General features: G+C 71.8%; 7 protein-coding genes. 2 read left to right on the top strand and 5 right to left on the bottom strand.

The genetic code is table 11. The features are described from left to right. From ACWD4O_RS02690 to ACWD4O_RS02675, 4 genes are all read right to left on the bottom strand, one after another. Positions 1 to 155 (bottom strand): FAD-dependent oxidoreductase (locus tag ACWD4O_RS02690; RefSeq protein WP_451276752.1); only part of this gene is annotated, 155 nt, incomplete at its 3' end. Between the two features lie 77 nt (positions 156 to 232). After that, on the bottom strand, positions 233 to 4,195 hold the full coding sequence (locus tag ACWD4O_RS02685; protein ID WP_451276694.1) for a glycoside hydrolase family 2 TIM barrel-domain containing protein: 3,963 nt from the start codon (positions 4,193 to 4,195) through the stop codon (positions 233 to 235). Positions 4,196 to 4,365: 170 nt separating this feature from the next. After that, positions 4,366 to 8,592, bottom strand: a complete 4,227-nt coding sequence (locus ACWD4O_RS02680) for a molybdopterin-dependent oxidoreductase (RefSeq protein WP_451276750.1) — start codon at positions 8,590 to 8,592, stop codon at positions 4,366 to 4,368. A gap of 328 nt (positions 8,593 to 8,920) precedes the next feature. Next, the gene (locus tag ACWD4O_RS02675; protein WP_451276692.1) at positions 8,921 to 9,574 is read right to left on the bottom strand and encodes a TetR/AcrR family transcriptional regulator; all 654 of its coding nucleotides are present in this window, start codon (positions 9,572 to 9,574) and stop codon (positions 8,921 to 8,923) included. 96 nt (positions 9,575 to 9,670) lie between these two features. On the opposite strand from ACWD4O_RS02675, the gene ACWD4O_RS02670 reads away from it, so the two are divergent. After that, positions 9,671 to 10,588, top strand: a complete 918-nt coding sequence (locus ACWD4O_RS02670; RefSeq protein WP_451276690.1) for an NmrA family NAD(P)-binding protein — start codon at positions 9,671 to 9,673, stop codon at positions 10,586 to 10,588. Here the strand turns inward: ACWD4O_RS02670 and ACWD4O_RS02665 are convergent. After that, on the bottom strand, positions 10,576 to 11,427 hold the full coding sequence (locus ACWD4O_RS02665) for a LysR family transcriptional regulator (protein ID WP_451276688.1): 852 nt from the start codon (positions 11,425 to 11,427) through the stop codon (positions 10,576 to 10,578). The genes ACWD4O_RS02670 and ACWD4O_RS02665 overlap by 13 nt on opposite strands. A gap of 82 nt (positions 11,428 to 11,509) precedes the next feature. On the opposite strand from ACWD4O_RS02665, the gene ACWD4O_RS02660 reads away from it, so the two are divergent. After that, a complete protein-coding gene (locus ACWD4O_RS02660; RefSeq protein ID WP_451276686.1) occupies positions 11,510 to 12,427 on the top strand; it encodes an MBL fold metallo-hydrolase in 918 nt (305 codons plus the stop codon). Positions 12,428 to 12,446 lie beyond the last annotated feature (19 nt).

Genomic DNA, 12,446 nt, shown 5'->3' with positions numbered 1-12,446 from the left:
GGGATGCAGCCCACGTTCAGGCAGACGCCGCCCCAGTACTTCTCCTCGACGACCGCGACGCGCTTGCCCAGCTGGGCGGCCCGGACCGCGGCCACGTAGCCGCCGGGACCGGCGCCCAGGACCACGACGTCGAAGCGTTCGTCCTGCTCGACCATGGGAGGTTTCCTCTTCCGTAGGTACCGTTTCCTTCTACCTCGGGAAACGGTACCCACGGAGCCGCGCTCGTGCCTCGCTACCGTGTGGCCGTGGGCCGGCGTGACGCGGCCGTCGCCCGTTCGACGTCGGTCAACGGCCGCAGCCGGTAGGTGTACGCGTAGTCCCGGTCGGCGAACAGCTTGTACTCGTCGTGGGTGTGCGCGCCCCAGCTGTTGTCGCCGCCGACGCCCATCTGCCGGTGGTTCAGGCGGAGTACGACCTCCTTGCGGGGCGTGAGCTGGTAGTCGTGGCGGGCCCCGACCGACAGGTCCTCGGGGGTGAAGTGCGAGGCGTTGACCTCCAGGAGCGGCTCGCCGGAGACGAGCAGGCCGTTGCCGTCGCCGTCGGTCAGGGCGACCCAGCGGACGTCCGTCTTGTTGCCGTTCTCCTGCGGACGCAGGTAGGAGGTCCACTGGCCGGCGACGGTGCCGGAGTACAGGCCGACGTCGGTGGCGTCGTTGCGGTCCCAGTGGTTCTCCTCGGGGCCGCGGCCGTAGTAGTGCAGGTGCTCCAGCCGGCCGGGCAGGAAGAGCAGCGTGCCGACCTCCGGGATGTACGGCAGCGAGGCCGCGCCCGGGTGCAGGGTGTTGTCGACCTTGATCTCACCGTTTCCGAAAACGGTGTAGGTGGTGGTGTACGTCGATGCCGTCGTCGTGGGCAGGGTGCCGGCGACCTTGATCTCGACGGCCCGGTCGTCGCGCAGCGCCCGCACGCTCACGTCGGTCACCGTGCGGCGGGCGCCGGCGTCGCGCCAGGTCTGGTTGCGGGTGTGCTGACCGTTTCCCCGGTCGTTGTCGGTGGGGGCACGCCAGAAGTTCGGGGCCGGTCCGGAGACGATCAGTCGGGCGCCGCCGGCCTCGTACGAGGTGATGACGCCGGTCTTCTTGTCGACGGCGACCGAGAAGTCCTCGCCCGTGACGGTGACCGACGCGTCGCCCTCCTGGTGGCTGAGCGCCGGGACGCCGTCCAGCGACACGGGCGTGACGGCGGGGCTGCCGGCGTCGACGGCGATTTGCTGCCTGGCCACCTCGAAGCCGGACCTCGCCCACTTCGTGGTCTCGCGTGTGGTGAACGACAGGTGCAGGAAGTACTCCGCGCCCGGCGCCGGGTCGCCCGGCACTTCGAAGGGCACGGTGATGTCCTTGGCCGACAGCGGCGCCACGTCCAGCTGGGCGCGGCTCAGATTTCCGCGCTGCACCACCGCGCCGTCGCCGACGAGCTCCCAACGTCCGTCGAACTCACGGAGGTTGGTGAAGAGGTACTCGTTGGTGAGGGTGACCGCGGCACCGGGGGCCAGCGGGCCGCCGGCGGCCGGTGCGGCGTCGATCGCCTGGTAGATCCGCTTGACCTCGGCGGACTTTCCGGTGAGCCCGCGGTCGGCGGTGACGATGCCGTCGCCGGAGAAGGCCCCGTCGTTGGGGTTGTCGCCCCAGTCGCCGCCGTAGGCGTAGAACGTCTTGTCGCGGGGCCGTTTCTCGGTGAGGCCGACGGTGGCGGCGTCGAACCAGAACCGTACGCCGTCGTCGCCGGGGCCGCGGCCGCCAGCGGCGAGTTCGGCGGCGCTCAGTGCCCTGGCGTACACCCGGGCCCGTCGGACGGTGCCGCTGAACTCCCGGGTCGGGTTGTCGACGTCGGTGGCCAGGGACAGCGGCGCGGTGTTGACGGCGGGGCGCACGGTGGTGGTGCGGGTGGCCCGGACCGAACCGTCGACGTAAAGGGTCAGGGTGCCCGCTGCCGCGTCGAAGACGCCCGCCACATGGTGTTCGGCACCGGTCCAGCCGTCCGGCAGCGCCCAGCTCGCGGTGATCCACTGGCCGCTGCCGTAGATGAAGAACTCCAGCGTCCGGTTCGTCTGCTTCAGGGCGTACTGGGTGTCGCCCTTGGCCAGGATGGGCTGGTGGTAACCGGTTACGTGCGGGGTGACCCAGGCCTCCAGGGTGAGGGACCCGGTGAGGTCGAGCGTGGCGTCACGGGCGAAAACGGTTCCGCCGGAGACGCCCTCGTCGCGGGTGAAGGCGCCGCTCGGGGCGACGATCTCGCCGCGCAGGGCGGCGGGCCCGGTCTCGGTGAGCAGCTTGCGGGCCGGCGTGGGCCAGTCGAGGGCCTGGTCGACGAAGTCCCAGATCCAGCCGCCCTGCAGCACATCGTGGCGGCGGACCAGATCCCAGTACTTCTTGAGGTTTCCGCTGGAGTTCCCCATCGCGTGGGAGTACTCGATCATCACGTACGGCCGGGTGTCGGAGGTGTCCTTGGCCCGGGCCTCGACGCGGGCGGGGCTGTCGTACATCTCGGAGCGGATGTCGCTGATGCCGGGGCGGTCGTCGCCCTCGTACTGGATGACGCGGGTGGTGTCGTAGGAGCGGATCCAGTCGTGCATGGCGTTGAAGGTGCTGCCGCCGCCCGCCTCGTTGCCGAGCGACCAGATGACGACCGACGCGTGGTTCTTGTCGCGGTGGACCATGTTCTGGGCGCGGGCCACGCACGCCGTCGTCCACTCGGCGTGGTTGCCGGGGTACTCGCCCCGGATGCCGTGGGTCTCGAGGTTGGTCTCGTCGACGAGGTACAGGCCGTACTCGTCGGCGAGTTCGAGCCAGCGCGGGTTGTTGGGGTAGTGCGAGGTGCGGACGGTGTTGATGTTCAGCCGCTTGATGATGCCGATGTCCTCGACCAGGTCCGCGCGGGTGAGCGCCGAGCCGTGGGTCGGGTGCATCTCGTGGCGGTTGGTGCCGCGGAGGGAGACCGGCTGGCCGTTGATGCGCATCAGCCCGTCCCGCAGCGCGAACTCACGCAGGCCGACGCGGTGGGAAACGGTTTCGATCACCTTGCCGGCCGGGTCGCGCAGCCGGAGCACGGCCGTGTAGAGCTCCGGGTGCTCGGCCGACCACAGCCGGGGCGCGGGCACGGCCTTCGCCGCCCGGACGGACTTCTCCTCGCCGGAACCGAGCGTGACGGCCTGCTGCAGCGGCCGGGACCACACCGGGTGCCCGTCCGCGTCGTACAGCTGGGTCTCCACGGAGTACCGGCCGGCGCCGTCTCCGCCGTAGTCCCGCACCTGGGCGGTGACCGACAGTGCGGCCGCCTTGTAGTCGTCGCTCAGCGGGGTGTCCAGCCGGAAGTCGCGCAGGTGCACGGCCGGCGTGGAGTACAGGTAGACCGAGCGGAAGATACCGCTCAGCCGGATCATGTCCTGGTCCTCCAGCCAGTCGCCGTCGGAGTAGCGGTAGACCTCCACGGCGATCTGGTTGGCGCCCGGCTTGAGGTGCGGGGTGATGTCGTACTCGGCCGGGTCATAGGAATCCTCGTGGTAACCGACCATCTCCCCGTTGATCCACACGTAGTGGGCGGATTTGACCCCTTCGAAGTGAAGGAACGTCCGTCGCCCGGCCCAGCTGCGCGGGACCGTGAAGGAGCGGCGGTACTGGCCCACGGGGTTGTAGCGGGTGGGGGCGACGGGCGGCTGCGCCTCCTCGCCCAGGCCGTTGGGGCCCCACCACGGATAGGTGATGTTGATGTAGATCGGTCGGTCGTAACCGTGCAACTGCCAGGCGGCGGGGACGGGGATGGTGTCCCAGTCGCTGTCGTCGAGGTCGGTCCGGTGGAAGTCGACGTCCCGGTCGTCGGGGCGGTCGGCGTGCGCGAACTTCCACCGTCCGTCGAGGCTCAGCCGGTACGGGGAGCGGGTGCGGTCGGCGGCGAGGGCCTGGGCGAGGTCCGCGTACGGCATGAGGGTGGTGTGCGGCGCTTCGGTGCCGAGGCGGAAGACGTCGATGTGGCCGTTCCACTCGGGCGTGCCGTCGGCCGCCACGGCCCGGTGGGCGGTGGCGGTGGACGCTCCGGACAGGGCGAGCGCGCCGAGGGCGGCTGCCGATCCTTCGAGGAGACGACGACGGCTGACGACCGTCCGGGGCGGGCGATCCGGCTCCACCCGCTCGGGGCGATCCGGTTCCACCCGCTGGGGGCGGTCCGGCCGGTCCATGGGCGACACGTGCGGGTGCGACATGACCACGACCTTCCTCAAGGCGAACCGTGCGGCTTCGCACGGACGGAGGGTGCGTCAGATCTTGTCCACTCCTGTTGAAAAAACGAACATTGACGCGCCGTAATGACCGAATATCAACTCTCTTCGGCGCAACGCGACTTGGTGCACAGGAAGCTCTCTCGTGCCTCCCGTCAGTAGACGTCCCTCACATACCGCTTGTCGGAGGCGAGTTGCTTCACATAGGCCGCCGCCTCCGGCTCGCTCAGACCGCCGTGGACGACCGCGACGTCGCGCAGGGCCTGGTCGACGTCCTTCGCCATGCGGGAGGCATCGCCGCAGACATAGAAGTGGGCGCCGTCCTGGAGCCAGGACCACAGATGGGAGCCGTGCTCGCGGATGCGGTCCTGGACGTAGATCTTGACGCGCTGGTCGCGGGAGAAGGCCGTGTCCAGTCGGGCGAGGGCGCCGTCGGCCTGCAGGGCGGCCAGGTCCTCCTGGTAGTAGAAGTCCGTCGCCCGGCGCTGCTCGCCGAAGAACAGCCAGTTGGGCGCCCGGTGCCCACGCGCCCGGCGCTCCTGGAGGAACCCGACGAACGGCGCCACTCCCGTGCCCGGACCGACCATCACCATCGGGGTCGTCGGATCGGCGGGCGGCCGGAAGTGCGGGGAGCGCTGCACATGGACCGGAACCTCGGTGCCGGGCTCGGCGTCCGCGAGAAAGGGCGAGCAGACGCCTTGCCGGGGGCGGCCGGCCAGGTTCTCGTACCGCACGACGGAAACGGTGAGCGAGACCAGGTGGGGGTCGGTCAGCGGGCTGGACGATATGGAGTACAGGCGTGGCTGCAGCCGTCCCAGCACCTCGGCCCACTCCTGCGCGTCGGCACGGACGCCGGACTCGGCCGCCACGTCGACGGCCTGGCGGCCCCAGGACCACTTCGCCAGCTCGTCCTTGTTGTCGGGGCGCAGCAGTTTGCGCAGCTCGCGCGGGTCTCGGGTGCGATCGGCGGTGAAGCGGAGCAGGGCCGGGGTGATCCGGGTGATGTCGAGGTGGCGCAGCAGGGCCTCGCCGAGGGCGACCTCACCGACGCCGTTCACCTCCACGCGCGCGTGCGCGTCGAGTCCGGTGACGGTCAGCCACTCCGCCACCAGCTCCGGGGAGTTGAGGGGCCGCACGCCGAGCGCGTCGCCGGCCTCGTAGACGAGCGGGGTCTCGCTGTCGCGGGTGTCGAAGGTGAACCGCCTGACCTCCTTGCCGGAACCGGGCAGGCTGAGCAGCCGGTTGCCGGTGAGGCGAGCCGTGACGGGGGCGGGACGTCGGGCGCGGGGAGCAGCGGGAGCCGCCTTGGTGACGACGGCGGGAACGGCGTCCGGGGCGGGCGCGGGGGCCGGCCCCGGGGCAGGAGGCCCGGCGGGCGCCGCGGGCGCCGGACCTGTGGGCGGGAGCTCCGTCGGCAGGTGCTCCGTGGCCGGGAGCTCCGTGGGCAGGTGTTCCGCAGGCAGGTGTTCCGTGGCTTCCTTGAGTGCCGTGACGACCTGGTCGAGCCAGGCCTCCGCCTCCGTCTCGTAGTCCGGTTCGCAGTCGGTGCGCGGGGCCAGCCGGACCGCGCCCAGCTCGTCCATACGGTCGTCCAGGCGTCGGCCGTGTCCGCAGAAGTCGTCGTACGAGGAGTCCCCGAAGGCGAGGACGGCATAGCGTCGGCCTTCCAGACGGCCGGTGCCCAGCTCGGCGAGGCCGTCCCAGAAGCCGGCGCCGTTGTCCGGGGCGTCGCCGTCGCCGAAGGTGCTGGTGATCAGCAGCAGGTCGGCCCCTGCGGGCAGGGCGGCGGGGTCGGCCTCGTCCATGGCGACGAGGGAGGCCGTGTGGCCGCCCGCGGTGAGCCGTTCGGCGGTGGCGGCGGCGAAGTCCTCGGCGTTGCCGGTCTGCGAGGCCCACAGGATCACGACCCGCCGGGTCGGGGTCGGGGTCTGCGGGGGCGGCGCGGCGCCGATGCGGGAGTACATGCCGGCGAGGGTGCCGTTGACCCACAGGGCGTGCTCGGGGCTGAAGGGCGCGTCCGGCGGCAGGACCGGTACGCCCGGGGCGCCGGCCGGGATGCCGGCGAGGAAGCCGACCAGATAGCGCCGTTCCGGCTCGGTCAGGACCGGCGGCGGGCTGGGCTCCAGGCCGAACACGGCGGCTGCGGAAGGCTGGACGGCGGAGGGCTGAACGGCGGTGGGGTGGACGGCGGCCGGGACGAGGGCGGCCGACGGCTGCGCGGCCGAACTCTGCGCGTCCAGGTTCCGCGCGGTCAGGTTCCGCGCGGCCGGGCTCTCGGCTGCCGGAGCATGGACGGTAACCGGTGTCGACACCTTCGTCAGCGACACCGCGCACACCTTCAGCTCGGGCTGGAAGGACAGCGGGTCGACGGCGTCGCTGGTGACCGCGTTGACGCTGAGGTACTCGCCGAAGAGGTCGTTCCAGTGGAACGGCGCGAAACAGGAGCCGGGCAGGACGCGGTCGGTGACGACCGTCGGCAGCACGGCCCGCCCACGCCGTGAGGCGACCTCGACGGAGTCGCCGTCGGCGAGGCCGAGCGCGGCCGCGTCCTCGGGGTGCACCTCGACGAACGGGCCGGGATCGAGCTTGTTGAGCTTGGCGACCTTGGCGGTCTTCGTCAGGGTGTGCCACTGGTGCTGGAGGCGGCCGGTGTTCAGGACGAACGGATAGTCGTCGTCCGGCATCTCGGCGGGCGGGACGTGCGGACGCGGGTGGAAGACGGCGCGGCCGGAAGCCGTGGGAAACGTGAGGGAACCGTCTTCGTTCACATAGCGGATCGGGTTGCGGTCGGGCCCGTCGGCGGTGGCGGCCGGCCACTGCACCGGGGTGTCACGCAGCCGCTCGTATGTCACTCCGCGCAGGTCGTAGCCGGTCTGCGGATTGTGGGCGCGCTTGATCTCCTCGAAGATCTGCTCGGCGCTGTCGTACGAGAAACCGCTCTCGTAACCCATCGCTCGGGCGACGGCCGCGATGAGCCGCCAGTCGGCGGTGGCCTCGCCGGGCGGGTCGGCGGCGGGTCGGGCGAGGGTGAGGTTGCGCTCGCTGTTGATGAGGACGCCCTCGGTCTCGGTCCACAGGGCGCCGGGCAGGACGACGTCGGCGTACGCGTTCGTCTCGGTGTCGGCGAAGACGTCCTGGGTGACGACGAACTCGGCGGCCTCCAGGCCCTCGATGACCGTCCTGCGGTTGGCGACGGAGGCGACCGGGTTGGTGCAGATGATCCAGCAGGCCTTGATCTCGCCGTCGGCCATCTTCCGGAACATCTCGACGGTGCCCTTGCCGACGCCGTCCGCGCGGATCGCGCCCGGTTCGAGCCCCCACAGCTCTTCGACGAAGGCGCGGTCGGCGTCGACGAGGACCGAGCGCTGACCGGGGAGGCCGGGCCCCATGTAGCCCATCTCCCGGCCGCCCATGGCGTTGGGCTGACCGGTGAGGGAGAAGGGACCGCTGCCCGGACGGCAGATGGCGCCGGTCGCGAGATGCAGGTTCACCAGGGCGTTGGTGTTCCAGGTGCCGTGCGTGGACTGGTTGAGGCCCATGGTCCAGCAGCTGGTCCACTCCCCCGCCTCGCCGATCAGCCGGACGGCCTCGCGCAGATCGGTCTCCGGGATGCCGGTGAGCTCCGCGACGGTCGCGGGCGGGTAGTCGGCGAGGAACTCCGGCATCGCCTCCCAGCCCTGGGTGTACGCGGCGACGAAGTCGGGGTCGGTGTGACCGTCCTCGTGCAGCAGATGCAGCAGACCGTTCAGCAGGGCGAGGTCGGTACCCGGCTTGACCTGGAGAAACAGGTCCGCCTTCGCCGCGGTGGCGGTGCGGCGCGGGTCGACGACGATCAGCTTGGCGCCGGCCTTCACCCGGTCCATCATCCGCAGGAACAGGATCGGGTGGCAGTCGGCCATGTTGGAGCCGATGACCAGGAAGACGTCCGCCTTGTCGAGGTCCTCGTACGAGCCGGGCGGGCCGTCGGCGCCGAGAGACAGTTTGTAACCGGTTCCGGCGCTTGCCATGCACAGCCGGGAGTTCGACTCGATCTGGTTGCTGCGGAGGTAACCCTTGACGAGTTTGTTCGCGAGGTACTGCGCTTCGAGGCTCATCTGCCCGGAGACGTAGAGGGCGACGGCGTCCGGGCCGTGCTCGTCGACGATCGCGCGCAGACGCCGCGCCGTCTCGGCGACCGCCGCGTCCACGGGGGCGGGCTCGGGCTCCTCGCCGCGGTCCGAGCGGACGAGGGCGCTGGTCAGCCGGCCGGGCGCGGCGAGCATGTCGGCGGTGGTCGCGCCCTTGGTGCACAGCCGGCCGAAGTTCGCCGGGTGCTGTTTGTCGCCGACCGCTTTCAGGACCGTGCGGCGGCCGTCCGGTCCGCGGCCGATGTCGAGGACCATGCCGCAGCCGACGCCGCAGTACGAGCAGACCGTGCGCACCTTCGTCTCGGTCGCGCTGTCGGTCCGCGGGTCCGGCACGGCCACGGGCGCCCCTTTCGTTCTGACGTCCTGCTGACGATCGGCCTGGTGAGAGCATCTGCAAGCCTCTGTGACGGTACGAACCGCGCATTACGCAGGTGTCTCCCGGACCGGCCACCAGGAGTTAAGCCCGGCGCACAGCGCAGCGCGGCCGGGTGTGAGCGGCACCTTCCGCTCCGCAGACAGGAAGGCTACCTGGGCGGGGACGAACGGATTCCGGAACCGGCGGCGGGTGACGCCCTCGCCTCGGTCACGATGCGGCGGCCGGCCCCCGCCCTGAGCCGGCGCCTAGGGTTCGGTTCGTGTAGCTCGCCAACTGCGCCCGGATCTCCTCGCGGGCCACCCCCTTGCCGTCGGCCAGGTGGGCCACCAGATCGGCCCGGGTGGCCGCCAGCAGTGCGTGGGCGGTGAAGTCGGTGGAGGCGGAGAAGTCTGTGCAGTCGGTGGAGTCTGTGCAGTCGCCGTCGGCCGGGCCGGGGATGCGGCGCAGCAGGCCCCTGAGCAGGGTGTGCCACTGCTCGTATTGTCCCGCCTGATAGGGGCTGCCCGAGCCTGTTCCCTCCAGGGCCAGCGCCAGGTGGCGGTTGTCGAGCTTGAGGCACAGCAGGGCGTCGAGCACGGCGGGCACGCGCTCGAGCGGCGGGGTCTCGGGGCCCAGCGGCGGCGGACCCTGCTCCACGGCGCTGCGCACCGGTTCCAGCCGTGCCTCGTACAGCGCGCGGATCAGCCCGGTGCGGTCGCCGAAGGCCCGGAAAAGGGTTCCCTTGCCGACGTCGGCCGCTGCCGCGATGTCGGCCATGGTGACGTCCTCGGGGCTCCGGCACTGGGCGAAGAGAGCATCGGCGGCGGCGAAGACCGCTGCCCGGTTACGGGCCGCGTCCTTGCGGGGCGTGCGTTCGGGCATGGGTTCCGTCCCTCCGGTTGCAATGCGGACCGGCGGTCCGTATCGTTCACGGAAGAAGCGGACCGCTGGTCCGTATCGTACGGGACGGAGAAGCTCATGCCCACGAGGCGACGCCCGATGACCGCCGACGACACCGGCACCAGCACCGGCACCGGCACCGGCACCACCCTCGTCATCGGCGCCACCGGCACCACCGGCAGCCGTACCGCCGCACAGCTGATCGCCGCCGGCCACCGGGTGAAGGCCGCAAGCCGCCGCGCCACCCCGTTACCCGGCGCAAAAGCGGTCCGGTTCGACTGGTACGACCCCACCGCCTTCGATGACGCCCTCGCCGACGCCGACCGCGTCTACCTCGTCCCGCCGATCGGCGACCCCGACCCGGCCGCGGTCATGCTGCCCTTCCTCCGGCGGGCCCGTGCCGCCGGGGTGGCGCGCGCGGTGCTGCTGAGCTCCTCGGCGATCCCCGAGGGCGGGCCCGCGGTGGGGGCGGTGCACCGGGCCCTGCCCGGCCTGTTCGAGCAGTGGGCGGTGCTGCGCCCCTCGTGGTTCATGCAGAACTTCACCGGCACGCACGCCCACGCCGACAGCATCCGCGACCAGGGCACGATCATGACCGCGGCCGGGACCGGCCGGGTCGGATTCGTCGACGCCGACGACATCGCCGCCGTCGCCGTGCAGGCCCTCACCCAGGACCGCGCGCCCGATGCCGATCTGGTCCTGACCGGTCCGGAAGCACTGAGCCACGACGACATCGCCGCGCTCGTCACGGAAGTCACCGGTCGCCCGGTGGTCCACCGCTCGCTGACCTACGACGCCATGCGTGACCGGCTGGCGATGAGCATCCCGGCGGAGTTCGCCGCGATGCTCGCCGGGATGGACCGTGCCATCGCCGAGGGCGCCGAGGACCGCACCACCGACACCGTCCAGCGCCTCACCGGTCGGCCGCCCCAGGGTTTCCGGGCGGTCGCCGAACGCGAGCTGGCCGTTCGGGCAGGAGAGGCTCAGTCGCGGTAGGCGGCGGCCGCGATCTCCACGAACGACCTGATCAGCGGGTTGGCGTCCCCCTCCTGCCACGCCACCGCGACGCGGCTCGGCGCCATGTCGACGACCGGGATCACGGCCAGCTGCTCGGGCGGTCGGTGACCGAGCGGGGTCATCCCGACCGTGCCGTTCCAGAGCACGGCCTGCAGACACTCCTGGACGGCGCGCACCACCGGACCCTCACGCGGCTCGCCCCCGTTCCAGTACGACCGCCAGATCGGGTCGGTGCCGTCCGGGAACTGGAACCAGCGTCGGCCCGCCAGGTCGGCCAGCTTCAGGCGGTCGCTCCCGGCCAGCGGATCGTCGGTGCGCAGCACCGCGCCCACCGGGTCGGCGCGCAGTTCGCGCACCGCCAGACCGCTCTCGTCGAACGGGAGGCGGGTCAGGGCGACGTCGACGAGTCCGGCCCGCAGTCCGCAGGTCGGATCGGTCAGGTCGGTGTCGCGGATGCGGACGTCGACGCCGGGGTGCCGTCGGCGGTACGCGGCGGCCAGTCGCGTCGCGCCCCGGTCGGAGCTGTCGCCCAGGAGGCCGACGGTGAGGGTCGCGGCGCCGGCCGCGGCGGCCACGCGCACGCGTGCCCGGTCGGCCTGGTCGAGCAGGGCGCGCGCCTCGTCCAGCAGCACCGCCCCGGCCGGGGCGAGGGCGACGCCCGCGGCCGAGCGGTGCAGCAGAGTGGCGCCGAGATCGGCCTCCAGCCGCCTGATGGCCCGGCTCAGCGGCGGCTGGCTCATGTGCAGCCGGACGGCGGCCCGGCCGAAGTGGAGTTCCTCGGCGACGGCGACGAAATAGCGCAGCGTGCGCAGTTCCATGACCTGGGATGATACCCGTGCGGTATCGGGTTCACCACAACGGTCTTGGACGGCCGTGGTGTTCGGGCGGTGCAATCGGCGCATGGCTGACGAACAGATTCCCGACCCCGCCGTGCAGGTCTCCGGCGCCGAGGACATCGCCCGCGATCTGCTGGTGATCCCGAACCGAGGGGCCGCTCTGGTACCGAACATCGGCGTCATCGGCGGCACGCGAGCCGTCCTGGTCGTCGAGACGGGCATCGGCGCCGCCAACGCCGAGCAGGTCCTCGCCCTCGCGTCCGAGGTGGCCGGGGGACGCCGTCTGTATCTGACGACGACGCACTTCCACCCCGAGCACGCCTTCGGCGCACAGGTGTTCGCGGGCCGGGCCACGTACGTGGTCAACCGCGCCCAGGCAGCCGATCTGGAGCAGAAGGGGCCGGGCTACCTGGAGATGTTCCGGAGCTTCGGGGGGCCGGTCGCCGACCGGCTCGACGGCGTCCGGGTGCCCACCCCGGACGTGGTCTACGACGACAGGTACGACCTGGACCTCGGCGGCCGGACCGTGCGGCTGCGGCCCACCGGACGGGGCCACACCAAGGGCGACCAGGTGGTCGAGGTACCGGACGCCGGTGTGCTGTTCACCGGGGACCTCGCCGAGACCGGGCAGTTCGCCATCTTCCCGTGGTTTCCGCCGTACGACACGGACGTCTCCGGCGTGCGCTGGCTGGAGGTCATGGACCGGCTGGCCGCCACCGGGCCCCGGGTGGTGGTTCCCGGCCACGGCGACCTCGGCGGCTCGCAGGTCCTCACCGACGTCCGCGACTATCTGCGCGAGCTGCGCGACGAGACCTGGCGGCGGCGCGACTCCACGACGGCCGAGGACGAGATCGTCGCCGAGGTCCGGGCGCTGCTGATCGAGCGGCATCCGCAGTGGGCGGGCCGGGAGTGGATCGAGCGGGGCGTCGGCTGTCTGTGCGCGGAACACACGCAGGACACGGAACCGGCACGGACGAGGTGACGGACGCCTCGCGCGCGCG

This window comes from Streptomyces sp. NPDC002623 (assembly GCF_053592635.1).
The sequence above is the reverse complement of the archived record's forward strand: the minus strand, read 5'-3'. Positions and strand labels throughout refer to the sequence as shown.

Bases quoted from the DNA above. Each gene is read 5' to 3' on its own strand.
- ACWD4O_RS02685 (WP_451276694.1), bottom strand. From the start codon at position 4,195: ATGTCGCACCCGCACGTGTCGCCCATGGACCGGCCGGACCGCCCCCAG.
- ACWD4O_RS02680 (WP_451276750.1), bottom strand. From the start codon at position 8,592: ATGGTCCTCGACATCGGCCGCGGACCGGACGGCCGCCGCACGGTCCTG.
- ACWD4O_RS02675 (WP_451276692.1), bottom strand. From the start codon at position 9,574: ATGCCCGAACGCACGCCCCGCAAGGACGCGGCCCGTAACCGGGCAGCG.
- ACWD4O_RS02670 (WP_451276690.1), top strand. From the start codon at position 9,671: ATGCCCACGAGGCGACGCCCGATGACCGCCGACGACACCGGCACCAGC.
- ACWD4O_RS02665 (WP_451276688.1), bottom strand. From the start codon at position 11,427: ATGGAACTGCGCACGCTGCGCTATTTCGTCGCCGTCGCCGAGGAACTC.
- ACWD4O_RS02660 (WP_451276686.1), top strand. From the start codon at position 11,510: ATGGCTGACGAACAGATTCCCGACCCCGCCGTGCAGGTCTCCGGCGCC.